The 25,142-nt window shown below is 58.0% G+C and carries 23 protein-coding genes and 2 pseudogenes; 10 read left to right on the forward strand and 15 right to left on the reverse strand.

Annotation, left to right across the window (positions count from 1 at the left end; genetic code table 11):
• Positions 1 to 107: 107 nt before the first annotated feature.
• Positions 108 to 860, forward strand: a complete 753-nt coding sequence (locus FQ185_RS17550) for a helix-turn-helix transcriptional regulator (RefSeq protein WP_149418506.1) — start codon at positions 108 to 110, stop codon at positions 858 to 860.
• Between the two features lie 661 nt (positions 861 to 1,521).
• Here FQ185_RS17550 and FQ185_RS17555 read toward each other — a convergent pair.
• The 3 genes from FQ185_RS17555 to FQ185_RS17565 all read right to left on the reverse strand — a co-directional run bounded on the left by FQ185_RS17555 (position 1,522) and on the right by FQ185_RS17565 (position 8,138).
• The gene (locus FQ185_RS17555; protein WP_149418507.1) at positions 1,522 to 6,165 is read right to left on the reverse strand and encodes an AAA domain-containing protein; all 4,644 of its coding nucleotides are present in this window, start codon (positions 6,163 to 6,165) and stop codon (positions 1,522 to 1,524) included.
• 280 nt (positions 6,166 to 6,445) lie between these two features.
• Positions 6,446 to 6,874, reverse strand: coding sequence for a hypothetical protein (locus tag FQ185_RS17560; protein WP_149418508.1), 429 nt, complete (start codon positions 6,872 to 6,874; stop codon positions 6,446 to 6,448).
• Positions 6,875 to 6,920: 46 nt separating this feature from the next.
• The gene (locus FQ185_RS17565) at positions 6,921 to 8,138 is read right to left on the reverse strand and encodes an integrase arm-type DNA-binding domain-containing protein (RefSeq protein ID WP_149418509.1); all 1,218 of its coding nucleotides are present in this window, start codon (positions 8,136 to 8,138) and stop codon (positions 6,921 to 6,923) included.
• Between the two features lie 295 nt (positions 8,139 to 8,433).
• Here FQ185_RS17565 and FQ185_RS17570 point away from each other — a divergent pair, with 295 nt between their 5' ends.
• The 7 genes and pseudogenes from FQ185_RS17570 to FQ185_RS17600 all read left to right on the forward strand — a co-directional run bounded on the left by FQ185_RS17570 (position 8,434) and on the right by FQ185_RS17600 (position 14,741).
• Positions 8,434 to 8,673 (forward strand): type II toxin-antitoxin system RelB/DinJ family antitoxin, encoded by a 240-nt coding sequence (locus FQ185_RS17570; RefSeq protein ID WP_149418510.1) that lies wholly within the window; start codon positions 8,434 to 8,436, stop codon positions 8,671 to 8,673.
• Positions 8,663 to 8,979, forward strand: a pseudogene (locus tag FQ185_RS17575) (type II toxin-antitoxin system RelE/ParE family toxin). The gene FQ185_RS17570 and the pseudogene FQ185_RS17575 overlap by 11 nt, the downstream one beginning before the upstream one ends.
• Positions 8,930 to 9,481, forward strand: a pseudogene (locus FQ185_RS17580) (Fic family protein); the annotation flags it as partial. The pseudogenes FQ185_RS17575 and FQ185_RS17580, both read left to right, overlap by 50 nt.
• 81 nt (positions 9,482 to 9,562) lie before the next feature.
• The gene (locus FQ185_RS17585; protein WP_007894317.1) at positions 9,563 to 9,805 is read left to right on the forward strand and encodes an exodeoxyribonuclease VII small subunit; all 243 of its coding nucleotides are present in this window, start codon (positions 9,563 to 9,565) and stop codon (positions 9,803 to 9,805) included.
• Positions 9,802 to 10,704 (forward strand): (2E,6E)-farnesyl diphosphate synthase, encoded by a 903-nt coding sequence (gene ispA / locus FQ185_RS17590; protein WP_149418511.1) that lies wholly within the window; start codon positions 9,802 to 9,804, stop codon positions 10,702 to 10,704. Before FQ185_RS17585 ends, ispA begins: the two co-directional genes overlap by 4 nt.
• 92 nt (positions 10,705 to 10,796) lie before the next feature.
• Entirely contained in the window at positions 10,797 to 12,695 is a 1,899-nt protein-coding gene (gene dxs / locus FQ185_RS17595; RefSeq protein ID WP_149418512.1) for a 1-deoxy-D-xylulose-5-phosphate synthase, read from the forward strand.
• 162 nt (positions 12,696 to 12,857) lie between these two features.
• Positions 12,858 to 14,741, forward strand: a complete 1,884-nt coding sequence (locus FQ185_RS17600) for a TonB-dependent receptor domain-containing protein (protein ID WP_149418513.1) — start codon at positions 12,858 to 12,860, stop codon at positions 14,739 to 14,741.
• 35 nt (positions 14,742 to 14,776) lie between these two features.
• On the opposite strand, the gene FQ185_RS17605 is transcribed toward FQ185_RS17600, so the two are convergent.
• From FQ185_RS17605 to nrdR, 12 genes are all read right to left on the reverse strand, one after another.
• Positions 14,777 to 15,577, reverse strand: coding sequence for a cobalamin-binding protein (locus tag FQ185_RS17605; RefSeq protein ID WP_149418514.1), 801 nt, complete (start codon positions 15,575 to 15,577; stop codon positions 14,777 to 14,779).
• Positions 15,577 to 15,996, reverse strand: a complete 420-nt coding sequence (locus FQ185_RS17610; RefSeq protein WP_149418515.1) for an MFS transporter — start codon at positions 15,994 to 15,996, stop codon at positions 15,577 to 15,579. The genes FQ185_RS17605 and FQ185_RS17610 overlap by 1 nt, the downstream gene beginning before the upstream one ends.
• Positions 15,993 to 16,610, reverse strand: a complete 618-nt coding sequence (ribA, locus tag FQ185_RS17615) for a GTP cyclohydrolase II (RefSeq protein WP_149418516.1) — start codon at positions 16,608 to 16,610, stop codon at positions 15,993 to 15,995. Before ribA ends, FQ185_RS17610 begins: the two co-directional genes overlap by 4 nt.
• Positions 16,611 to 16,861: 251 nt before the next feature.
• Positions 16,862 to 17,599 (reverse strand): ABC transporter substrate-binding protein, encoded by a 738-nt coding sequence (locus FQ185_RS17620; RefSeq protein ID WP_149418517.1) that lies wholly within the window; start codon positions 17,597 to 17,599, stop codon positions 16,862 to 16,864.
• A gap of 22 nt (positions 17,600 to 17,621) precedes the next feature.
• Positions 17,622 to 18,125: a phosphatidylglycerophosphatase A gene (locus FQ185_RS17625; protein WP_059402137.1), complete on the reverse strand. Its 504-nt coding sequence runs from the start codon at positions 18,123 to 18,125 to the stop codon at positions 17,622 to 17,624.
• Positions 18,122 to 19,087, reverse strand: coding sequence for a thiamine-phosphate kinase (gene thiL, locus FQ185_RS17630; protein WP_149418518.1), 966 nt, complete (start codon positions 19,085 to 19,087; stop codon positions 18,122 to 18,124). Before thiL ends, FQ185_RS17625 begins: the two co-directional genes overlap by 4 nt.
• Before the next feature lie 186 nt (positions 19,088 to 19,273).
• Positions 19,274 to 19,774: a transcription antitermination factor NusB gene (gene nusB / locus FQ185_RS17635; protein WP_149418519.1), complete on the reverse strand. Its 501-nt coding sequence runs from the start codon at positions 19,772 to 19,774 to the stop codon at positions 19,274 to 19,276.
• Positions 19,771 to 20,247, reverse strand: a complete 477-nt coding sequence (ribE, locus tag FQ185_RS17640) for a 6,7-dimethyl-8-ribityllumazine synthase (protein WP_003185938.1) — start codon at positions 20,245 to 20,247, stop codon at positions 19,771 to 19,773. Before ribE ends, nusB begins: the two co-directional genes overlap by 4 nt.
• Positions 20,248 to 20,338: 91 nt before the next feature.
• Positions 20,339 to 21,430 (reverse strand): bifunctional 3,4-dihydroxy-2-butanone-4-phosphate synthase/GTP cyclohydrolase II, encoded by a 1,092-nt coding sequence (gene ribBA, locus FQ185_RS17645; protein ID WP_149418520.1) that lies wholly within the window; start codon positions 21,428 to 21,430, stop codon positions 20,339 to 20,341.
• Between the two features lie 31 nt (positions 21,431 to 21,461).
• Positions 21,462 to 22,127 carry a riboflavin synthase gene (locus FQ185_RS17650; protein WP_149418521.1) on the reverse strand — a complete coding sequence of 222 codons (666 nt, stop codon included), beginning with the start codon at positions 22,125 to 22,127 and terminating at the stop codon, positions 21,462 to 21,464.
• 46 nt (positions 22,128 to 22,173) lie between these two features.
• The gene (gene ribD / locus FQ185_RS17655; protein ID WP_149418522.1) at positions 22,174 to 23,307 is read right to left on the reverse strand and encodes a bifunctional diaminohydroxyphosphoribosylaminopyrimidine deaminase/5-amino-6-(5-phosphoribosylamino)uracil reductase RibD; all 1,134 of its coding nucleotides are present in this window, start codon (positions 23,305 to 23,307) and stop codon (positions 22,174 to 22,176) included.
• On the reverse strand, positions 23,304 to 23,768 hold the full coding sequence (nrdR, locus tag FQ185_RS17660; protein ID WP_003228656.1) for a transcriptional regulator NrdR: 465 nt from the start codon (positions 23,766 to 23,768) through the stop codon (positions 23,304 to 23,306). The genes ribD and nrdR overlap by 4 nt, the downstream gene beginning before the upstream one ends.
• Before the next feature lie 128 nt (positions 23,769 to 23,896).
• On the opposite strand from nrdR, the gene FQ185_RS17665 reads away from it, so the two are divergent.
• Both FQ185_RS17665 and FQ185_RS17670 read left to right on the forward strand, forming a co-directional pair.
• Positions 23,897 to 24,361 (forward strand): YbaY family lipoprotein, encoded by a 465-nt coding sequence (locus FQ185_RS17665; RefSeq protein ID WP_149418523.1) that lies wholly within the window; start codon positions 23,897 to 23,899, stop codon positions 24,359 to 24,361.
• Complete coding sequence (locus FQ185_RS17670) at positions 24,358 to 25,014, forward strand: methyltransferase (protein ID WP_149418524.1); 657 nt, start codon at positions 24,358 to 24,360, stop codon at positions 25,012 to 25,014. The genes FQ185_RS17665 and FQ185_RS17670 overlap by 4 nt, the downstream gene beginning before the upstream one ends.
• The last annotated feature ends 128 nt before the right edge of the window (positions 25,015 to 25,142 follow it).

The raw sequence follows: 25,142 nt of genomic DNA on the forward strand, positions 1-25,142 counted from the left end.
TTGTTTAATTTCTACTAAAAGCGTCTTACATCCGGACTTAAATTTCCCTCGAAAATTGAACGAGTCGTTTATTCAAAGCCCCGTCCTGCGCCCGTAGACTCGTGTTTATGAAAAAGAACAAAACCTGCGGCCCACGATTCAAAATGCTCCTCGAAGAGTCGAATATCACGACGACGGCATTTGCCGATTTCCTGCAAATCCCACAGGCACAAAACGTCCACAACTGGTACACCCGCGGCGTGCCCGACTACCGCATAGAAGAAGTCGCCAGAAAACTGTCCGTGAACAGTGAGTGGCTGAAAACCGGCGAAGGCCCGAAAGACGCCAAACACCTGCGTCTGCTTGACGAGAGCGGCAACACCTTCGACGCTCAGGCCATCCGCGGCCTTTACACGGTCATCGAGCCCACCGACGTCGAGTTGCCCTTCTACAAAGAAACAGTCATCGCCCCTGGGTCCTACAAAACCCATGTCGTCGAAGACCCCGGTCAATTCATTCGCCTACCCAAAAGCCACCTCGACTCCCTGGAAATCAACCACGCCGATGCCATCTGCGCCCACATGATCGGCAACAGCATGGGCGAGAGGATTGAGGATGGCTCGACCCTCGCCATCGACCGCGGGCTGAACCAGATTGTTGACGGGGAGATTTATGCGATCGAGCACGACGGGATGTTGCGGATCAAGTACCTGCATCGGATGCCGGGAAATGCGCTGCGGTTGCGCAGCCATAACAAAGCCGAGTATCCGGATGAGATTTTCAATGCCGAGCAGATTGATAAGCAGAACATCAGGGTATTGGGATGGGTGTTCTGGTGGTCGACCCTGAACAAACGCCGGCCGTCGGTGCCCTTCCTGTGAGAACGCAACCCCGTGGCATCTGGCGAACTCTGCGCTCGTCAGCTGCTACACATCACTGCAATCGCTCTATCACATACACCAAGCTGGGAATTTCTCAAAAAAATCAGTATGCTGCGCCCCACATTTGCGCATCGACCCGCTCCGCGGCTCAGATCGCACCGACAAGGCAGATCACTTTCTCGCCAAGTCCCACAGCCGGACGCAAGATCCGGGTGTACGTTTTGAAGGCTGGCGCGGTTTACCAAAAATAAACCAAGCCAGTCCCCGAGAAGCCGGCCACAAGCCGGCTTTTTAATTCCATAAGCTTTTGTAAAATAAGACTTTTTTAGTCAACGACCGAGCCAGCCCACACTTCAGCCCATACTCCAGAGATGGGCAGTTAGCACCGAGCTAATGCAGACAATCAGACAACTCGTAATTGGGCCTGAATTCGCCACAAGCAGACCCTGCCCCCGGTGCTTGGTCATCCCCTATACAAATCCCCCATGTCATTGACCTGAGCGCCCCTGGCGTGATTCGAACCCACGACCCGCGCAGCGCCCAGTTTCTGAGGCTATAAAGCTAGATGTTAGCGGCAGTGTCACACCTTGGTGGGGCTACGTTTCACCGCAACTTTACATGTTTGTTGATTGAATTTTAGCCTGCAACCTCCCTCTCCGTATTACCGTGAGCCTGTCGAAGCGCGTTCGTTTTCTTCACTGTTAATGTCGGAAACCACTGTCTCTGTCTCATAGTCGACGTTAACCTTGGGGTAACCATAGACCTCCCGGCGGCCAACGTGGATGCTTTTAGCGCCCCCTCCACAACTAGCAGGCACAATCCCCATGCCAGCTAAGGTGTCAAGTAGATCAAGCAGAACCTCTTCCTTACGCAGAGTGTAGGCCGAAGCGAAGCAGCGCCAGAAGCGCCAGCCTGCTCGCTCTAGGATGCGCTGACGCCGCATGTCGGCATCCCATACATCAGGGCCATGGTAGCGATCACCATCGCACTCAATGGCCAAGCGACTATCGTTGTCGCCTTCAACTACCATATCAAGCCGGAAGGCGCCCACTGGCACCTGAGGGATGACCCGGTATCCTCGATTGGTTAGGTCGTCATATACATCGCGCTCGAAGCCTGACTCACAGAGCTCTCGGAGATCGGAGACTTCCACTGGGTCCACCGCAAACGGCGACTCAAAATGCTGAAATAGACCTCGACGAAGCTCATCGGCATGACTAAGTTCGGAAAGATCCAAGCTTCGCACAAGATACATACGATCACGCGCACGAGACGCTGCTACGTTGAATCGCTGCTTCATTGAGTCACGCGTTTGGGCATGAGCATCGCCAGCTGAGACCACCATGGAAAGAAACATGATGTCCCGCTCTTTACCTTGGAAAGTCCGGGCATCCCCACAGTTGATATGGTATTTCGCGATTATCTCTTCCCCTAGCTCCTTGGTGAGCATTTGCATAATTTTCTGCGCTTGCTCCGCGCCCAGCAGCGAAACGACACCGATAGACCTACCGTTCAGTGCTGGTGTATTCACTATCTGGCGAATTTCCTCAACAATTACATTTGCTTCAGAAAGATTTATCTTGCCCTTTTTTACACCATCCATGACTTTCAGATCTATCAGGGGCGGGTCCAGTCGCTCTGTCATCAACGGCAAACGTAGGGGCTTGAGTTCATCGCGATAGAACTCACGCTTGGAGTATTCGATGATAGGCGCAACACACCGGAAGTGCTCACGCAGCATGGTGGTGCTCTTGGCGAAAACAACCCGAAACAAATCGTAAAGAGAGCGCTCCGGCGACATCAAAGGTCGGTACAACTCCACTTGGTTGCCGAGGAAACGGTTCATCATCCCCTGCAACCGATCTTCCTCCATACCGATCCCTTCCGGCGATACCTGCTTGTCATCACCGACAATCAATACTTTTTTCGCGCGCAGAAGCGCCGGTAACGCACTTAGGTCGGATTGAGAGGCCTCGTCGATGATCACTAAGTCGAAAGCGCCAAATGTGGCAGGAAGGCTTTCACAAATACGGTAATGAGGCATGATCCAGCACGGGATAGCAGAGTTCGCCGTTTCCGCCGCAACCCTTGCATCCTTCCGATAGCGGCTAGCTCTGACTCCTGTTCCCTTTCCAATCTTGCGGATGGCTGACCGATACAGCTCCAAGGCAGCTCGCACTCCATGAGTTGCGTTTTCCGATAGGCGCAGCCAAGTTCGTTTCACCACGGCGTCCTGGTACAACTTTGCCAAGTCGCGCTCCAGCTCTCTACGCTGTTTGAATAGGCGCTTTAACTCTTTGCGTCCATCGATCTTTTCGAGGTGACAGGCTAGCCGTCGCAGGCGCCATATATCGAGGCAGTTTCCCGGCAGAATCAAATCCACTGGCCCCTCACTGACTTCACTCCGGAGCTGGCTAGCCCAGAGCGCAGCACCAGAAGCCTCAATGGTATCTGTGATCTCAGATATTGTACGTAGCGCTGTTCCCTGCTCTAGCACTCGCCGCAACTCCTCCATGAGCTCCGACCAATGGGCTTGAACAGTCGTCGTTTGTACCTCAAGACTGCCGAGGGTATCGCTCAAGAAGTTATAAAAGCGAGCTGTAATGTCGCCCTCACAACCAGCTAACGCTTTCTGGAACGATTCTTTGATGGCCCATGCTTCAGCCAACCGATTTCTAGTCAGGTGATGGGCGAGAAAGTTTTCAGCCTCGACCAATACGCTTTTTTCGGCGCGTAATTGCGCAGAGCGTGACCAGTCGGGAATCAGCTTAGCCAGACCTAGCTCAATTTCATTGGTCGCGGCATCTGACTGACAAATGAGGTCGAAGAGCTCCAGCGCCTTAGTGGCTGACAGAAGTTCATCTGCGCCCGTCTCGAATCTCGGCAGGGGCAACTCAGCAGCGAGAGCATTCCAGCGCATGAGCAGGGCACGGGAGCGTTGCTGGTAGCGGATGAAGCGGTAGATGTGGCCCCAGTCCTCGACAGTTTCCGCCTTGGAACCAAGTATTTGTATGTTATCGAGTTGTTGCTTTTGCGCAGACTTGCCCAGCAGCCCGGTGAGGCCAAACGGCCGCCGTCCTGATGAGAGGTTTTCAACGGCTTTCACCATTTCATCGTTGTTTTCTGACTCGAATGTCAGTTGCACAGGTCGTGCAATGAAGTTCTTTCGCTCGGTGATCGCGTCTTCGATTTCTTCTTTAAGTGCGAGAAAAAAATTGAAAATATCTTCATGGCCGGCGCTTTGCAGATGGGCTTCCATCTCTGCTAGCCATGGTTGTTCCATAGCGTCCAGTCGGGTACGAGTTTTTAGCTGTGCGGTGACACTGTCGTATAACGCAGAGGCCTCTTCGATAATATCGATACTCTGGTCTCGCAGGCGCGGGACGTCGCCTCTGCTTTCTTTCTTCTGCAGTTCCAACTCATGCGCCAGGTCCAGATGTACTTGAATCAGCTTCTTGGCATCTGGAAAGTCGTTCAGTTGAGGGACTTTTTTGCCAAGGTAAACCAGCAAGTCTCTAACTTGCATACGAGCTTCACGCAAGGCGATGATGTCTTGAGTATCGAACTGCGGCCGATGGCAGCTATCTGCGCTGAGTTCGTCGGGGAACCAAGCGATTTCTTCCTGTTTGGCGGAAACGATCGTTGCAGCAGCAGTCGGGCTGATGGACTCATCGTCGATACTGATGTTCGATAGATTGCGATCCGCCCACGCGTTGACCTCGCGATCTAATGACGAAATCTGAGCATGGAGCGTGTCAATTTCCCCATCAATTTGCTCAATCTCCCGCTTGTAGGCCGCCCGGTCAATTCGTTGAACTTCTGCAGCAATTTTTTCGATGGAAAACTCAAACTGTTTCATTCCGTCGGCTTCGCTGCTCAGCAAGCTGATGGCCAGCGGGCGGATATCCTCGGGCAGCTTTTCTCGCAAGACTGCGAGGGCAGGATCCTTCATTGATGTGACCAAAACCCGCTTCCCATTGGCGAGGTAATGGCTAATCACGTTGGCAATGGTATGAGTCTTTCCTGTACCAGGCGGCCCTTGCACAACCACTCCGTCACTTACTTCAAGCAGCTGGATGATTTGCACCTGCTCATCGTTATACGGTTTTGGAAAGTAGAGTTCCTTTTGAGTTGCCGGATTCGCCTCTGAGCCATGAGACCCAAGTACATAGGAAAGCCCGCGAAAAGGTGGCAGAACTAAATCTTCGACTGTATTAGACGGGGCTGTGAAGATGGCCTGAAGCGCTGGTGGGAGTACAGCATTGGCTTCGATGATTTCTTCGAAGCGTTCTAGGTCTTGCAAAAATAGATTTGTGTCACGCGGTCGAGCAAACAGGACCCAGGTGTCAGTCAGTGCGAGATGTTTGCCCGGCTTTGGAACTGAGCGATCGTCAATGGAAGCGATCGCCGGTACATACTGGCCTTGCATGTCCAGCAGCGACGAAGCCATGCGAATGACTGGATCAAACGTTGAAGGCATGAAAGGGTTAAGGCTTACGTCGCTTTTCTTGAAAAAATCCTTGGTTTGCGTCGTTAGTGGGCCAACTCCTGCGATCTCGGCAGCCACATAGGCGTCTACTTCTAAGCGCGGGTCGGTTTGGCGGGGCCGGACCTCGATGGCCATCGTCTTTTCGTTGATTTCGATCTCAACCAGCTGGGTGAGTAGCGGATACTCGATCTTGCCCACGCTTGGATGGTCCCAGGTAGCGACGCCTATCCCCCATACAACCTCCAATTGAGCATCACCGAGATTGCCCTGCATCTGCTGAATCAGCAGGAAAAAATCGGAGTACTGCGCAATGCTTTTACGACGTTTTTTTTCTTCTGCTGCCCAAGGGGACCAGGTACCCAAGAGGTACGCTATGAGGTGCGCCCTCAGCTCGACGGCATCAGGATAATGCTCTAACGCAATTGACCCCGAAACGTCCTCACCTTGAGAAATCGCCCACATCTGAGTCTCCCCTTCAGGGGGAAGGGCATTAATTTTCGCCAACTCATCCATGGAAATACTTGGCTTCAAGGCCGGTTCGATGTCTGGTGTCCCCTTCAAATCGATCCAGACGCCAAGTAGCTCATTCTCCGGTAGGGGCGGCGCTGTCTCATGCAGTCGGTCGAGCCGTAACCAAATATGGTCCTCATCCTGCGACTCCACATTGAGGTGCACGCCTGGCAGAGCTAAGAGCTTGGCTTCCGATACGCTGAAGTTGTTGTGCTGGTTCACCGCTATAGCAGGCTTTTTCTGCATAAGGGTGGTCTGTTTCGCAAACTCAATGAGACTGGCAAGCCGTTCGTGTTCGATGTCCATTCGTTGATAACCGATATGCAGGAATGAGGATTAGCGTGAGCCGGATTGAGCCGGATTGAGCCGGATTATGATGGCATTCTAGCTGGAGAGTGGGGGAATCGTGGTTCTCCGCTCCTCAAGAACCTCGATTTAGGTTGACTGACTTCCTCAGGGCGTGAAGCGGCCGTTCCGATCAAGAGCGAACGACCGGGCGGATGTACATACTGGGGTATGATAGGAAGCTGCGTTTATAGTTGAACATGTAGCCTCAGATTCCATAGGACAGACCCCAAGGAAGGATTCAATGCCATTCGAAATACACGACTGGAGCGATATAGCCGGCGACTTCGAACGAGGAACCGTTGTAATTGGTATTCACCATGCTTTCTGCGTGGCGGCTATCCGCCTCTGCGAGCTGGAGTTGACGGACCTCGCCTGAGATGTCCAGCTCTACCTCGACCGTACCCGCGACTTCAATGAATACTCGAGGATTAATGACTTGACCTTTGCCCACGCCGTAGACAGTGTGAAACCGTTCATCGTGCTCATCCCTGAGTCCTTCAAAGCAAACGCCCTTCAAGTTATCAACGTTGAGGTATACGGCACACCGTCCAGCATCGCACTGCGCTAGCAAATCGTTTTCTAACAGCTCGACGCCTGCCTCATCCTTCAACCAAAGTAGCGCCTGCTCCACGCTGAACCACTTCAAACCAATTAGATCTGCCCGCATATTAGATCACCTCATCGAATGCTTCTTTAAGGGAAGCTTACGGTACTTACGCTGAAAGATTCGAGGCCAGTGCAAAATCCACCCACTCTTGCATTAGTGGCCGACGCTTCTCGAGAAAGTCAGTCCGGGAATAGGCCCCCTCGGTTTGATCACGGTCATCATGTGCAAGCGCCATCTCACAGACCTCACGAGAATGGTCAGTATTTTCCGCAGCCCAATCCCGGAATGTTGATCGAAACCCGTGACGGGTGATGTCAGCGTGCTTCATCCCATGCAGAAGTGTACGCACGGCATTTGCATGCATAACCCCGCTCTTTCCTCGCCCAGGAAAAAGAAATGAGCTCCCCTCAATGCGCGGGATCTTGGCGAGCATCCCTATGACCTGCTCGGAGAGTGGGATTGCAAAGGCCTTCCGCGCCTTCATGCGTTCAGCCGATAGCACCCAGATTTTAGAAGCAAAATCGAATTCCTCCCAACATGCAAACCGGGCCATGTGAGCCCGAGCACCAGTCAAGATCAATAACTGAGCAGCAAACGATGGGAGAGTGTCATCCTTTTGAAGATTCGCCATCAACACAGGCAACTCAGACCACTTCATAGCTGCAAAATGCTGGCGCTGTCGGGCAGCTTTCTTTGCATCTCTGGAGAGGAGATGCTCCAAGTTCCCCCGCCAACGCGCTGGATTTTCGCCCCCTCGTAAGCCTCGTGCTTTCGCAGCATCGAGCACCTGCTCGATTTGCCCCCTAACCTCGTCAGCCGTGCGAGTTTTCTCCCCCCATATAGGGTTCAAAATCTTTTGCACATGACCCACCTCGACCGCCTCAGCAGGAAGGTCACCGATCAATGGAAACGCATACTTCTCCATTTTTCGCACCCAACCCTTTCGCCACTTCTCGGAATGCTTTCCGCTATGCGCTTGGTGATACTCAAGGGCAAGGCTTTTGAACGAGTGACGTTTGGCCTCAGCAGCCCGCTCTACCGCTCTGTGAGCTTCGCGTGCGACCTCTCGCTCCGATAGTGGGTCTGCGCCCGTATTCAATACCCGGCGAGCCTCCAGAGCATTTGCACGAGCATCGGGCAGGCTGATGTCTGGATAAGACCCAAGCCCCATATCACGTGACTTGCCGTTCCACTTGTAGCGAAAAATCCAGCTTCCCTTGCCATCAACGTTGTACTTGAAATACAGGTTTCCGCCGTCACCGGCGTAGCCTCGTTTACCGGACTTCAACAACCCGGCGATTCCCTTAACTGTCAGCTTGACCATATACCCACCAGAAACCCAGCCCATACTCAGGCCCATACCCGGAACGGTAGATGATGTTGGCGGGCACTGGCAAGCAATGGACATCAAAAAGCAATAAAGCCTTTATTTACGGGCCACTGACGCTGTGCTTCCAGATGAGCGCGGACTTTGATGGACGCTAGAAAAGCCGCCCACAAGCCGGCTTTTTAATGCCTGGAAGAAAGCATACCCATCGTCTGAAAACTTTGAATGAGGGGTTGTCGAGTAAAGGAACAATTACTACCGTAACGACAAACGTCATTACAGGTTTTTCACCATGGCTTCTATCAACATTCGCATCGACGATGAACTGAAGCAGCGTTCGTTTGCTGAGCTGGAAAAACTCGGAGTAACGCCTTCCGAGCTTCTACGCCAAACTCTTCAATACGTCGCCGAGCGCGGCAAGTTGCCTTTCAAAGCCACATTACTCAGCGAAGAGGATGAAGCTCTCATCGCCGTGGTCACTGAACGTCTTGCCGCCCCCCAGCGAGTCAAGGTAAGCCTGGATGACCTATAGCCTCGAATTTGATCGGCGCGCGTTGAAAGAGTGGAACAAACTGGGCGACACCTTGCGCCAGCAGTTCAAGAAAAACTCGTTGAAGTCCTGATAAATCCCCGTGTAGAAGCCAACCGGCTTCGCCATCTGCCAGATTGCTACAAGTTAAAGCTCCGCAGCGGTGGCTACCGTCTGATCTATCAGGTTCTGGATCAAGAGGTCGTGGTGTTCGTGGTTGCAATTGGAAAGCGCGAGCGTGAAGCCGCTTACCAAGAGCATCGACAGACCAACCGTTCACTTCGAAGCCCCGCCTCGTCAGGGCCTTGAGCGACAGCTCGACACCTTCCTCACCTGGTTTACCGCCAGCCGAAATCAGGCGGGACTTGATCCATTGCTGCGGGCTGGCATCGCGCACTTCTGGTTTGTGACACTGCGCCCTTTCGACGATGGCAACGGTCGCCTGACGCGAACGATTACCGATCTGGCATTGGCTCAGGGTGAAGACCAAGCCATCCGCTTCTATGCCATGTCCGCGAGCATTCTCGAAGATCGGTCCGGCTATTATCGAGTGCTCGAAACCTGCCAGAAAGCCACACTGGATATCACCGAGTGGCTGGAATGGTTTCTGCAACCCCTGCTGCGCAGCTTGCAACAGGCCATGGCACGGATTGAGTCGGTACTTGGCAAGGCGCGTTTCTGGCAGGAGCATCGGGAATCAGAGCTTTCAACCGAGCAAACCAAGGTGCTGAACCGCTTGCTCGATGGCGGGGAGCGAGGTTTCTCGGAGGGCATCAGTGCCGCGCAGTATCAGGCTGTGGCGAAATACAGCGGTGAGTCCCCCGCTCATTTGCCCATAACCCCCATGTCTGCTAGTGTCGCGCCGGTTTAACGTCAACCGGAAATAGCCGCCATGGCCCGCAAAAAAGCTGCACTGGATTTCGAACAATCTCTCGCTGACCTGCAAACGCTGGTAGAGCGTCTGGAGAACGGCGAACTGTCGCTGGAAGACTCGCTGACGGCTTTCGAGCAGGGCATTGGTCTGACTCGCGATTGCCAGGCGGCGCTGGCCCAGGCCGAGCAAAAGGTTCAGGTGCTGCTCGAGCGTGACGGCGAGTTGGCCGAGGAACCCTTCGACGCGGATCAGCCAGAATGATTGCAGCGTATTCGGCGACCAGCCAGGCCCGCGTCAATGCTGCACTGGAAACCCTGTTCAGCGCGCCGAGCCCTGAGCTGGCGCGGCTGTACGAAGCCATGCGCTACAGCGTGATGAATGGCGGCAAACGGGTCCGCCCGCTGCTGGCCTACGCCGCGTGCGAAGCGCTGGGCGGCAAGGCTGAGCAAGCCAACGGCGCGGCTTGCGCGGTGGAGCTGATCCACGCCTATTCCCTGGTGCACGACGATTTGCCGGCGATGGACGACGATGATTTGCGTCGTGGCCAGCCGACTACGCATAAAAAATTCGATGAAGCCTGCGCGATTCTGGCCGGTGACGGCTTGCAGAGCCTGGCGTTCAGCGCCCTGCTTGATCCGCGTCTGAGCAACGCTGACGCTGCTCTCACCTCCGATCACCTCCGCCTGCAAATGGTCAGTGCTCTGGCATTGGCCGCAGGTCCGGCAGGCATGGTCGGCGGTCAGGCCATCGACCTCGGCTCGGTCGGTTTGAAACTCGATCAAATAGCCCTCGAATACATGCATCGGCACAAGACTGGCGCGCTGATCGAGGCCAGCGTCAAACTCGGCGCCCTGGCCAGTGGCCGCGCCGAAAAAGACGAACTGAAATCCTTGCAGACTTATGCACAGGCCATCGGCCTGGCGTTCCAGGTGCAGGACGACATTCTCGACGTCGAAAGCGATACCGAAACCCTCGGCAAGCGTCAAGGCGCTGACATTGCTCGCGACAAGCCGACCTACCCGGCCCTGCTCGGCCTCGACGCCGCCAAGGCTTACGCCCTGGAACTGCGCGATCAGGCCCTGCACGCGCTGCGACCGTTTGACGCGGCAGCCGAGCCGTTGCGCGATCTGGCCCGGTATATCGTCACCCGCCGTAGCTGACGGCGTATCCGCCAAGTTAAAACCAACGCGTGGGCAGGGGGCGATGCATCAGGTAAACTGCCGCATCTTTTATACCTATAACGATTCGCCTGATGCCCACGACGTTTCATGAGATTCCCCGTAAGCGCCCGACCACGCCCCTGCTCGACCGTGCCAACACGCCGGACGACCTGCGCCGGTTAGGCGAAGCCGAGCTGGAAACCCTGGCCGATGAGTTGCGCCTGGAATTGCTCTACACGGTCGGTCAGACCGGCGGGCATTTCGGTGCCGGCCTGGGCGTCATCGAGCTGACTATCGCGTTGCATTACGTCTTCGACACCCCGGATGACCGGCTGGTGTGGGACGTGGGTCATCAGGCCTATCCGCACAAAATCCTCACCGGCCGTCGCGAACGCATGGGCACCCTGCGTCAGAAGGACGGTGTTGCCGCCTTCCCGCGTCGCTCCGAGAGCGAGTACGACACGTTTGGCGTCGGCCACTCCAGCACCTCGATCAGCGCAGCGCTGGGCATGGCGATTGCCGCCCGCCTGCAGAACAGTGATCGCAAGGCGATCGCGGTGATCGGCGACGGCGCGTTGACCGCCGGCATGGCCTTCGAGGCGCTGAATCATGCGCCGGAAGTGAACGCCAACATGCTGGTGATCCTCAACGACAACGACATGTCGATCTCGCGCAACGTCGGCGGGCTGTCGAATTACCTGGCGAAAATCCTTTCCAGCCGCACTTACGCAAGCATGCGCGAGGGCAGCAAAAAGGTCCTGTCGCGCCTGCCCGGCGCCTGGGAAATCGCCCGTCGCACCGAAGAATACGCCAAAGGCATGCTGGTTCCCGGCACGCTGTTTGAAGAGCTGGGCTGGAACTACATCGGCCCGATCGATGGCCACGACCTGCCGACCCTGATCGCCACCCTGCGCAACATGCGCGATCTGAAAGGCCCGCAGTTCCTGCACGTCGTCACCAAGAAAGGCAAAGGCTTCGCCCCGGCGGAAGTCGACCCGATCGGTTACCACGCGATCACCAAACTCGAACCGCTGGACGCTCCGGCTGCCGCGCCGAAGAAAGCCGGCGGACCGAAGTATTCCGGCGTGTTCGGTGAATGGCTATGCGACATGGCCGCGTCCGATCCGCGTTTGGTGGGCATCACTCCCGCGATGAAGGAAGGCTCCGACCTGGTGGCTTTCAGCGAGCGTTTCCCGCTGCGCTATTTCGATGTGGCGATTGCCGAGCAGCACGCCGTGACCCTCGCTGCCGGCATGGCCTGCGAAGGCGCGAAACCGGTGGTGGCGATTTATTCGACGTTCCTGCAACGCGGTTACGACCAGCTTGTGCATGATGTGGCGGTGCAAAACCTCGACGTGTTGTTCGCCATCGACCGCGCGGGCCTGGTGGGCGAAGACGGTCCGACTCACGCGGGCAGCTTCGACCTGTCGTTCCTGCGCTGCATCCCCGGCATGCTGGTGATGACCCCGAGCGACGAAAACGAATTGCGTAAGATGCTCACCACCGGCCACCTGTTCAACGGCCCGGCGGCGGTGCGTTATCCGCGTGGCTCTGGCCCGAACGCGACGATCGAGAAGAATCTCGAACCGATTGAAATCGGCAAGGGTGTCATTCGCCGTCAGGGCAGCAAAGTCGCCTTGCTGGTGTTCGGTGTGCAACTGACCGAGGCGCTGAAAGTCGCCGAGAAGCTGGATGCGAGCGTGGTCGACATGCGCTTCGTCAAACCACTCGATGAAGCACTGGTTCGCGAAATCGCTGACAGCCATGAGTTGCTGGTGACCATCGAAGAAAACGCGATCATGGGCGGCGCCGGTGGCGCGGTCAGCGAGTTCCTCGCCCGGGAAAACATCCTCAAGTCGATGCTGCACCTGGGCTTGCCGGACAGCTACGTCGAGCATGCCAAGCCTGCGCAAATGCTGGCTGAGTGCGGGTTGGATGAGGCCGGGATCGAGGCTTCGATTCGTCAGCGTTTGCAACTGCTCAACATCTGAATAAATGCAAAACCCTGTGGGAGCGAGCCTGCTCGCGAAAGCGGTGTGTCAGTCGACTTAGATGTTGACTGACACACCGCTTTCGCGAGCACGCTCGCTCCCACATTGGTTTTCTGTACCTTTCAAAATTTGTGTTCGCCTAAAAGCGCCATTGGATTGCCGATGAAACTCTCCCCTTTCGCCCTGACGCTGACCCTTCTGCCGGCCGGCCAACTGCTGGCGCAAACCTTCGAACGCGATCAAGCCCTGAAGCTGCCCGACGTGCTGATCAGCGCCAACCGCCAAGTCGAAGCCCGCAACGACAGCAGCGCCGCCAACACCGTGTTCACCCGCGAAGACATCGACCGCCTGCAACCGGGCAGCGTCACTGACTTGCTAAGTCGCGTGCCGGGCGTGCAAGTCGGACAAACCGGCGGGCGCGGCAGTCTGCCGGGGGTCTATATTCGCGGCGCAGGGTCGGCGCAGAGCCTAGTGTTGGTGGACGGTCAACGCATTGGCAACTCGACCTCCGGCGACAGCAACCTGCAACACATCAACATCGAACAGGTCGAGCGTGTTGAAGTGTTGCGCGGCTCTCGTTCAGTGATTTACGGCAGCGATGCGATTGGTGGGGTGATTCAGATATTCACCCGTCGCGGCGCCGAATCAGGCTTGCAACCACGGATGCATGTGGGTTTTGGCAGCAACCAGACCTGGGAGCGCAGCCTCGGATTATCCGGCGGCGATGAGAAAACCCGCTTCAACCTCGGCGCCAGCCTCGATGAAACCGCCGGGATCAATCGCACACACGAGTCGTACCCAAGCGATGGCGATCATGACGAATACCGCAACAAGTCGGTGAGTCTGAGCGTGAGTCACGCCCTCACCGATGACATCGAAATCGGCACCAATCTGTTGGATAACCGTGGCAAAAGCGAATTCGACAATCCGTTCGGCCGCTTCGACACGACCACCTTCGAGTCGCTCCAACAGCAGCCCTACAGCGATTTCGCCGTGAGCAGCGTCAGCAGTTACGTCGACGCTCGGGTTAACGATATCTGGAAAACCCGCGTCGAATTCGGCCACAGCGAAAACCGCGAGAAGACCTTAGACAAGCTCAGTGATGAGCGCAGCGTATTCAACACTTACCGCGACTCGGTGAACTGGCAGAACGACCTGGCTCTGGATGAGCGCAACAGCTTGATCCTCGGCGGCGACTGGTACGAAGACCGGATCAACAGCAGCACGCCATTCGACGAGGACAGCCGCTGGAACCGCGCGGCGTTTATTCAGCATCGCTATCAGGCGGACCGTTTTTCCACGGAGCTGGGCTTGCGACGCGACCAGAATCAGCAATTCGGCGGTCAGAACAGCTGGAGCGGCACCTTCACCCTGCCGCTGAATCCGCACAACGACGTACTGCTGACCTATAGCGAAGGCTTCCGCGCGCCGACCTTCAATGACTTGTATTACCCGGATTTCAGCAACCCCGACCTGAAGCCTGAAACGTCGAAAAGCTACGAGCTGCAGTGGCGCAGTCAGCTGACCGATACCAGTCGCCTGGAAGCTTCGCTGTATCGAACGGACCTTGAAGACGCGATTATTTTTGGCAGCAACTCACGACCGCAGAACGTGGCCTCGGCCCGGATCAATGGGTTCGAAGCGGCGTTGAAACAGGAACTGTTCGGCTGGCAGAGCAACCTCGGCGTGGCGATCATCGACCCGCGTGATCGCGACAGCGGTCACACCCTGGCTCGTCGTGCGCGGCAGACCTTGAGCCTGGACCTGGACCGGCAGTTTGACCGGCTAGGCCTCGGCGCCAGTTGGCAAGCCGTGAGTAGCAGCTATGACGATGAAAAAAATCAGCAGCCGTTAGGTGGGTATGCGCTGCTGGGGTTGCGCAGTAGTTGGGCGTTGAATCGTGAGATCAAGCTTGAGCTGAAGGTGGATAACCTGCTGGACAAGGGTTATAGCCGGGCGCTTTACAGCCATGACGGCAGTCAGTTTGGATATAGAGAAGAAGGTCGGGCGTGGATGTTTGGTGTGACCTGGACGCCAGCGCTTTGACCCCACGATCATTCCCACGAAGAGCGTGGGAACGATCAGCGTGAAGGCGAAATTAGCTGACAGAGACTGGCCGTCGCTTCGATCATCTGCCCACTCGGCCGCTCCAACCCCTTATCCTTCACCAGCAACAACTGCCCCTGCGCCACCGCCGCCACCTGCGGCCAGGCTTTCCACGCATCGAGCTGCGCCTGATCACTGGCCAGAATCACTTCGGGATTACGCTGCAACACCGCTTCGACACTGACCTGCGGCGCCGGCAGTGTCAGGTCGGCAAAGACGTTACGGGCCCCGCACACTTCAAGCGCATCGCTGATAATCTGCCCGCCACCGACGGTGTACAGCGGCCGATCCCAGACCTGATAAAACACCTGCAACGGCTTGTCCCGTCGATAGCGCTGGCGCAACGAATCCAGTTTCTGGCTCAAATCAGCCGCCAACGTTCTGCCCCGCTCTGGCCGGCCGAGTTGCGTGGCAATGGCCTCAATCTGCGCAGTGAGTTGTTCAAGAGTGTGAGGCTCAGCAACGTAGGTCGGGATGTTCAACCGCTTGAGCTGTTCACGCTGGCCCGGCCCGACGCTGCCGGGCCAGAGCAATAACAGATCGGGTTTGAGACTGAGCAGCCGCTCCATGTCCAATTGACCGTAGCGGCCCACCGAAGGAAGGTCATTGAGCTCGGCAGGACGCTCACCGGCATCCAGCACGCCCACCAGCAGGTCGGCCGAACCCAACTCAACAACGATTTCAGAGAGAGACGGCGCGAGGCTGACAACGCGTTCAACCGCCAATGCCGAGCCGTTGACGGCCAGCAGCAAAACCGCCAGCCAGACCCGAAACATCAGGCGAGTTGACGCGGAATACGATAGAGGTAGAACAGCACCATGGTCGACAGCGACAGCAGCACCAGCGGTACCGCTTCCAGACCGACGAATACCGCCAGGGCGCCGATCCAGGCCGGCAGAGCGGCAGCCAGAAACGCAGTGCGGCGCTTGGCAGCCAAATCGATCCAGGCAGTCGGTTCTTCAGGGGTATCGAGGGCTTTCTGGGTGGCGATCAGTGCGTGCTTGTAGCCGCCGAAAAATTTCAGGCTGACAAACATCGAAGCCACACCGGCGATGAAAAAGGGCATCGCCAGCACTGGCAGAATCGCCTCGCTCTGGCCAAACACGCCGTTGATCACAAACAGCGGCAACAAGGCCAGCGCCAGGTATTGCCACCAATTGACGGACAGTCGCCGCCGTACCTGACCTCGGGTCACGCCCGGTCTGCCTCGCCCTGATGCTCGTTGCCCATCATGTGGTCGAGCTTGCTGGCCTTGGTGGCCAGGTAGAGTTTGTTGTGCGGGTTGTGACCGGTGTGCAACGGCACGCGCTCGGCAACCACAATGCCCATGTCGGTCAGGGCTTTGACCTTGCGTGGGTTGTTGGTCATCAGGCGCAGGGACTTCACACCCAGATGTTCCAGCATCGGCAGGCACATGGCGTAATCGCGCTGGTCAGCGGCGAAGCCCAGGCGCTCGTTGGCTTCAACGGTATCGGCACCGCCGTCCTGCAATTCATAGGCGCGGATCTTGTTCAGCAAGCCAATGCCACGGCCTTCCTGACGCAAGTAGAGCAACACGCCGCGACCTTCACGGGCGATGGCCTGCAAGGCGGCCTCGAGTTGCGAGCCGCAGTCGCAACGCTGGCTGAACAAGGCATCGCCGGTCAGGCATTCGGAGTGCAACCGGCCGAGTACCGGGGCACCATCGTCGAACTCCCCCAGGCTCAGCACAACGTGCTCGCGTCCGTTTTCTTCATCGAGAAAGCCGTGCATGGTGAATTGCGCAAAAGACGTTGGCAGCTTGGAAGCGGCGACAAAAACGACAGGCACCGGTGTGCTCCTGATCAATAAGTACTGGAGATTCGCAGACGCGGCATTGTAACAGCAGGTTCCGACAGACGCTTAGGCTGAATTATGGGGCATAACGATCAAAAAGTTAGATCTCAAGCCACCACAGCCCCCTGTGGGAGTGAGCCTGCTCGCGATAGCGGTCTGTCTTTCACCATTGATGTCGACTGATATACCGTCATCGCGAGCAGGCTCGCTCCCACAGGGTTAATCAAGCGCTACAGGGTCCGCGCTTAGTTCGAGTCAAACGGATAGGGCTGTTTCCAGCGCTCGAAAATCGGTTTCAGTCGGCCGTTTTTTACCAGCAGCTCCATGCGCCGATCAAACAGCGCCATCAATGCGCGAGCCTTGGGGGTCTTGGCGAAGCACAGATACAGCGGCAGTTCCGCGATATGGGTGCGACGAAACTGGGCCGGATCCTTGGCCCGGTTGAGCACGTAATCGACTTCGGTCAACGCGTCGATGTAGTAGTCGGCGCGGTTGTGGGTCAGCATCGACACGATTCCGGTGCGCCGCACCACTTCGTTATAGCGGCGCACGTTGGGTAGATAATCCTGGAAGTCGTAGCCGCGGACCCAGGCCAGTCGATAGAAGCCCAGAGTTTCCGGGGTTGGTGCCGGATTGCTCGCCAGACCCAGGGCATAGATGTGATCGGTATCGTAGTTCCAGCGCGGATAAAGCAGATCGTCTTCTTCATCAAGATAGGAACCGACACAGGCGTCTACTTCACCGCGCTGGGCCAGGCCCATGGAGCGAATGTAGGGCTCGATGCGAATGTCCAGTTTGACCCCCGCAGGCTCGAAGACTTCCCGCAGCACGTCCCAGCCCAGACCATGGCCATCGGCGGCGGTGTAGTCTTCCCATTCTTCGCTAGCCAGGTGAATCACCGACGGCGTCGTCACTGCATCGCCCGCCTGAACGAGCGAGCCGAACACCGCAATAACCATCGCCATCAACCAGCGTCGAGCCATCCCTAGTCCCCTGTTTCGCCACTCAGGCGAAAAGCCAAACCAATCCCTGCATACCCAGCCACGCAAACACTCCGGCCAATACGTCATCGAGCATGATCCCGACGCCGCCGTGCACATGCCGGTCGATCCAGTGGATCGGCCAAGGCTTGAGAATGTCGAAAAAGCGGAACATCAAAAATCCCGCGAGTAACCAGTACCAGCCTTCCGGCACAAGCCACAGGGTGATCCACATCCCGACCATTTCGTCCCAGACGATGCCTTCGTGGTCGTGCACCCGCAAATCGTCGGCCACTTTGCCGCACAGCCAGAAGCCGAACAGCATGGTGATACCCAGCATCAGCCAGTAACCCCAGTCGGGCAGCATCTGCCACAACGGAATAAAGGGTAGCGCAACTAACGAACCCCAGGTGCCCGGTGCTTTTGGCAAGGTGCCCGAGCCGAAGCCGAACGCCAGGAAATGCCATGGATTGCGCCAGACCGAGGGCGGTACGAATTCCGCCGGGACCTGTTTGGGATGATCTGTCACGGTGTCTCCCGAAAATGTTGATAGCCCCGGGTTTGCGGGGTGATGTCTTGTCCGTCAGCGTCCAGCAGCACCACACCCTGCCCCGTCACAACCCGCCCGACCACATGGATCGGCCAGCCGTCCGCCAGCAACGCCGATAACTCGACGGACGGTAAGGTGAAGGCCAGCACGTAGTCGTCACCACCGCTCAGGGCGGCGGCTTCGGCGCCCGACTGACCAAGCAAGGCCACTAAAGCCTTCGACAGCGGCAACCGGTCCCGTTCAACCTGAATGCCGACCTTCGACGCGAGCGCGATATGCCCGCAGTCGGCGAGCAGGCCGTCGGAGATGTCCAGTGCTGAGGTCGCTTTGCCCCGCAACGCGATACCCAGACCCAGCTGCGGTTGCGGCGACCAGTAATGCGCAAGCAGCGGATCGGCGATGACGGCTTCAGCCGTCCGCTGGCCGAGCACCAGTGGCAATGCCCCCGCCGCGTTGCCAAGCTCACCGCCAACGCACAGCAAATCGCCTGGCTGCGCACCGCTGCGGGTCAACGCCAAGCCTGTCGGCACACGACCGAACACGGTCATCGTCAGGCTCAATGGCCCACGGGTGGTATCGCCACCCACCAGGGCCACGCCGCAGCCTTGCGCCATGACATTCAAACCACGGGCATAAGCTTCCAGCCAATCGGCGGTCACCGTCGGCAAGGTCAGGGCAAGGGTAAAGGCAACGGGAGTGGCGCCCATGGCAGCCAGATCGCTGACGGCCACAGCCAGCGAGCGCTGACCGAGCAGAAACGGGTCGCAAGGATCTGCGAAATGCACACCGGCAACCAGCGTGTCGGTGGAAATGGCCAACTGCTCCCCGGGGGGAACAGCCAGCAAGGCGCAGTCATCGCCGATCCCGAGGGCAACGCCTTCGCCGCCCTGCGCACAAGGCGCGGCGGCGAAGAAATTGCGGATCAGCTCAAACTCGCCCATTGGGTGTCCCGTCTCACCAATACTGTTCATTTTTTAGCGGCGTCTGGTGTCGCCATACTGCGTTGCCGCTCCTCGCCATAGCCAGCTATGACTCGTCGCGGCGCCTTGTCTGGCAACACCAGCCACTCGCTAAAAAACGAACGTATCGGCGAGACAGGACACTGAGACAAAGTATTCAAGCGCCGATTAGCGCTTGAACGCCTTCACTTCAGCTTCACGCAGACGCGGGGCCAGCTTGTCGAGTACACCGTTGACGAACTTGTGGCCGTCGGTGGAACCGAAGACTTTCGCCAGCTCGATACCTTCGTTGATCACAACGCGGTACGGCACGTCGACGCGCTTGAGCAGTTCCCAGGTCGACAGGCGCAGAACGGCCAGTTCAACCGGGTCGAGCTCTTCGATGGTGATGTCCAGGCACGGCGTCAGTACAGCGTCGATCTCAGGCTTGTGGGCCGGAACGCCGTGCAGGATGTCGTGAAAGTAAGCGGCATCGACATCGCTGAAATCGTTATCGACCCGAAATTGCGCTTCGATCTCGTTCAGCGACTGCTTGGCCATGTGCCATTGGTACAGCGCCTGAGTCGCGAGCTGACGGGCTTCGCGACGCTTGACGCTTTTCGATGGCTTGCCGGCATCCGCAGGCTTTGGATCGCGCGGGTTGAAACGATCGCTTTCGTCGCTAATCACTTGGCCTCCAACTGCGCCAGCAGGCTGACCATTTCCAGAGCGGACAGGGCAGCTTCAGCACCTTTGTTGCCGGCCTTGGTGCCGGAACGTTCGATGGCTTGCTCGATGGAATCAACGGTCAGCACGCCAAATGCGACGGGAACGCCGAACTCCATGGACACCTGGGCCAGGCCCTTGGTGCATTCGCCAGCCACGTATTCGAAGTGCGGAGTACCGCCACGAATGACCGCGCCCAGGGCGATGATTGCCGCGTATTCGCCCTTCTGAGCGACTTTTTGCGCAACCAGCGGGATTTCGAAGGCGCCAGGTGCGCGGATGATGGTGATGTCGCTTTCGCTCACGCCGTGGCGAACCAGGGCATCAACTGCACCGCTGACCAGGCTTTCAACGACGAAGCTGTTGAAACGGCCTACTACCAAAGCGTAGCGGCCTTTAGGGGCGATGAAGGTACCTTCGATGGTCTTCAGGGTCATTCGTTAGATCTCTTAAAGAGCCGGGACGCGTTTTCTACGCGTCCCTCAGTGATGTGTTAACCGCGAATCAAGGACTGGAAACAACCGGTCATTATTCGGAGGGCACGTATTCTACAACTTCCAGATCGAAACCGGATATCGCATTAAATTTCATCGGCGCACTCATCAGGCGCATTTTGCGCACGCCCAGGTCCCGAAGGATCTGCGAACCGGCACCGACGATGCTGTAGGTGGTCGGTTTTTTCGCCGGGACATGCTCAGCGGTTTCGCGGATATGCGCCAGCAACACGTCGCCATCGAGCGGGTGACCGAGCAACAGCACGACGCCACTGCCAGCCTCGGCAACCGCAGCCATCGCGGCGCGCAGGCTCCAGCGGCCGGGCTGTTTGACCATCAACAGGTCGCGCAGCGGGTCCATGTTATGCACGCGAACCAGGGTCGGTTCTTCGGCGCACACGGTGCCCAAAGTCAGGGCCATGTGCACGTCGCCTTCCACGGAATCACGATAGGTCACCAGGTTGAATTGGCCCAGTTCGCTGTCCAGCGGCTGCTCGGCAATCCGCTGAACGGTACGCTCGTGGATCATCCGGTAGTGAATCAGGTCGGCGATGGTGCCGATCTTGATGTTGTGTTCGGCCGCGAAGGTTTCCAGTTCGGCACGACGGGACATGGTGCCGTCGTCGTTCATCACTTCGCAGATCACGCCGCTCGGCTCGAAACCGGCCATGCGCGCCAGGTCGCATGCCGCTTCGGTGTGGCCGGCACGGGCCAGGGTGCCGCCGGCCTGGGCCATCAGCGGGAAGATGTGGCCGGGGCTGACGATGTCTTCAGCCTTGGCTTCTTTCGCGGCGGCGGCCTGCACGGTGCGCGCGCGGTCAGCGGCGGAGATGCCGGTGGTCACACCGGTGGCGGCTTCGATGGACACGGTGAACTTGGTGCCGAAGCCGGAACCGTTGCGCGGCGCCATCAAGGGCAGCTTCAGCAGTTCGCAGCGCTCGCGGCTCATCGGCATGCAGATCAGGCCACGGGCGTGCTTGGCCATGAAGTTGATGTGTTCAGGCTGGCAGCACTCGGCGGCCATGATCAGGTCGCCTTCGTTCTCGCGGTCTTCGTCATCCATGAGGATGACCATCTTGCCTTGGCGGATGTCTTCAACCAGTTCTTCGATGCTATTGAGCGCCACAAGGCACCCCCCTTCTTTCGAAATTTGAGCTTCAGGATTTGAGGTAGCCGTTTTGGGCCAGAAAGCTTTCAGTGATGTTTCCGGACTTTGCAGGCTCTGCGGCCTTGTCACCCAACAGCAGGCGTTCCAGATAACGGGCAAGCAAGTCAACTTCAAGATTCACCCGGCGACCTGGCTGGTAAGACGCCATGATGGTTTCGCTCAGGGTGTGCGGAATGATCGTCAGCAGGAACTCGGCGCCATCGACCGCGTTCACGGTCAGGCTGGTGCCGTCGACGGTGATCGAGCCTTTATGGGCGATGTACTTGGCCAGCTCTTTGGGAGCGCGGATGCGGAACTCCACGGCGCGAGCATTCTCGGTACGGGCAACCACTTCGCCCACGCCATCGACGTGACCGCTGACCAGATGCCCGCCGAGGCGAGTGGTCGGGGTCAGGGCTTTTTCCAGGTTCACCGGGCTGCCGCTTTTGAGGTCGTTCATCGCGGTGCAGTCGAGGGTTTCGCGACTGACGTCCGCCGCAAAGCCATTGCCTGGCAATTCAACCGCCGTCAGGCACACGCCGTTGACCGCAATGCTGTCGCCCAGTTTGACGTCGCTCAGGTCGAGCTTGCCGGTTTCTACGTGTACCCGCACATCTCCGCCTTTTGGGGTCAATGCACGAATACTGCCGATGGATTCGATGATGCCGGTAAACATGGAGTCCTCCTCGAGAACAAAGCCGTCGCGTGGCGCAGGCCGGGAATTATACGCTCGCCGCTGGCACAGGAATGGCAATGACTCGCCAGTCATCGCCAACCGCGCGGATTTCGGTGATTTTGAGTTCAGGCGCATCCTTCATTTGCGCGAGCGGCCAGTCCAGCAGTGGCCGCGCCGAAGAACCCAGGAACTTGCCGGCAATGAAGATCTGGAATTCATCCACCAGACCTTGCTGGGCGAAAGCTCCAGCCAGACGCGGGCCCGCCTCGACCAATACTTCGTTGACCCCACGATGGGCGAGTTCAACCAGCAGTTTGCGCAGGTCCACCAGACCATCGTCACCCGCCACGATCAGGCATTCCGGGCCATTGGCGTATTGCTCTTCGATCGCCATGCAAGTGGCGACCAGCGCCGGGCCGGCCTTGAAGAATGGCGCATCCAGCGGCACTCGCAGGCGACCGTCGATCAGCACGCGAAGCGGCAGGCGACTCATGACCAGGGCCGTTTGTTCGGCGTCCAGGCCCAATTCATCGGCGCGCACGGTCAAACGGGCGTTGTCCGCCAGCACTGTGTCGGCGCCAGTCAGCACGACGCCGGCCTGAGCACGCAGGCGTTGCACCGCCGAACGCGCCGCCGGACCGGTGATCCATTGGCTCTCGCCGCTTTCCATCGCCGTGCGACCGTCGAGGCTCATGGCCAACTTGACCCGCACGAACGGCAAGCCGTGTTCCATGCGTTTAAGAAAACCTTCGTTGAGCTTGCGCGCTTCGCCTTCCAGCACGCCACTTTCGATAGCGATGCCTGCCTGGGCCAAGCGCTGCATGCCACGACCGGCAACCGACGGGTTCGGGTCCTGCATCGCCGCAACGACGCGGGCGACTCCGGCATTCACCAGCGCATCGGCACACGGCGGTGTACGACCGTGGTGACTGCAAGGTTCGAGGGTCACATAAGCGGTGGCGCCCCGTGCCTTATCGCCAGCGGCGCGCAGAGCGTGGACTTCGGCATGCGGTTCGCCGGTGCGGATGTGCCAGCCTTCGCCGACGATCTGCCCGTCACGCACGATCACGCAGCCAACCCGAGGGTTGGGGTGCGTCGTGTAATGACCTTTGCGCGCCAGTTCCAGGGCGCGAGCCATGTAATGGGCGTCGAGGATGGCTTGTTCTGGGGAAGTGGTCATTCTTTCACCGGCTCACGGGCCAGGCGATCGATTTCTTCGCGGAACTCGTTAAGGTCCTGGAAGCGCCGATACACGGAGGCGAAACGAATGTAGGCGACTTCGTCGAGCTTTTGCAGCTCGGCCATCACCAGTTCACCGACGACAAGGGATTTAACCTCTCGCTCGCCCGTGGCTCGCAGCTTGTGCTTGATGTGCACCAGCGACGATTCAAGGCGCTCGACACTCACCGGGCGCTTTTCCAGCGCACGCTGCATGCCGGCGCGGAGTTTTTCTTCGTCGAACGGCTGACGACTGCCGTCGGTTTTGATCAGGCGCGGTAACACCAGTTCAGCAGTCTCGAACGTCGTGAAACGCTCGCCGCAGGCCAGGCATTCACGCCGGCGGCGCACCTGTTCGCCCTCGGCGACCAGACGCGAGTCGATGACCTTGGTGTCGTTGGCACCGCAGAAGGGACAGTGCATGGTGGCAGGCAACAAAAAAAGGGAGGGCCATGGTAGCGCATCCCCGTGGCAAGACAAGCCATAGGGTTTACGGTATACAGACGGGTTATAGAGCTAGATCCATGGATTTCACCTTGCTGGAGCCGCAAATGTCCTTAAGACCGCTCGTTTTGCTCAGTCTTTTCAGTCTGCTGGTGGCCTGCAGCAGCGATGCGCCCAAGCCCCAGCCGCCGACGCCAGGCCCTGCTCCACAGGCGGCGCAGAAGAAAGCCAAAGAGTCCGCCAACCTGGGCCCATTGCCTGCCTATCAGCGCGAATTGAGTGGTACGCTGCAAGGCGTGCCGGCCGGTGCCGAAGTCGAATTGGCGTTGCTGGTGGTCGACGACAAGGACCGTCCGCAACAATTGCTCGCCAGTTCCAGCCTGATCGGCACCAATCAGATTCTGCCGTTTCACCTGCGTTTCAACCCGGAATCCTTCCCGATGGGTGCCCGCGTTGAACTGCGTGGCCGCGCCAGCCAGTCCGGTCAGTTGATTTTGCATCTGCCGTCGCAAGTCATCACACAGCCAACGACGCAAGCGATGGGTCAGCTGCAATTCGTCAAAGCGCCATGATTGCACCGTTCGACCTGCAACAAGCGTTAGGCGAATTGCTCGGAAACGCACAGCTGGTTGCCTGTGAGTTGCCGGACACCGAGCTGAAACTCTGGCTGATCGACGGCGACAATATGGACCGCGCGTTCAGCCCGGAGGAAACCCGGCGGATTCTGCACGAACCGCCGTACTGGAGTTTCTGCTGGGCCAGCGGGCTGGCGGTGGCGCGCTATCTCGCCGAGAACCCGCACTGGGTCGAAGGCAAACGCGTGCTGGATTTCGGCGCCGGCTCCGGGGTGGCAGGGATTGCGGCGATGAAGGCCGGGGCACTGGAAGTGGTGGCTTGTGACCTGGACCCGCTGGCGGTTGCCGCGTGTCGGGCGAATGCCGAACTCAATGACGTACACCTCAATTACTCGACAGACTTTTTCGCCGAGGCGGATCGGTTTGATCTGATTCTGGTGGCGGATGTGCTGTACGACCGGGCGAATCTGCCGCTACTCGACGAATTCCTCAGTCGCGGCCGGGAAGCGCTGGTGGCGGATTCACGCGTAAGGGATTTTCGCCACCCGTTGTATCAACGCATCGAGATGCTCGAAGCAATGACCTTGCCCGATCTGGCCGAGCCCGAAGAGTTTCGGCATGTGAGCCTCTACCACGCCACCCGAGCCTGATCGTTCCCACGCAGAGTGAACTGACCCCCAAAGGTTGAACACAACCTTTGGGGGTGTCATGGGTAAGTACACAGAGCAAGTAAAACTGGCAGCAGTGCAGGACTACTGTTCCGGTAGCGCGGGTTTGA

The organism is Pseudomonas sp. ANT_H12B (genome assembly GCF_008369325.1).
Classification (GTDB): Bacteria; Pseudomonadota; Gammaproteobacteria; order Pseudomonadales; family Pseudomonadaceae; genus Aquipseudomonas.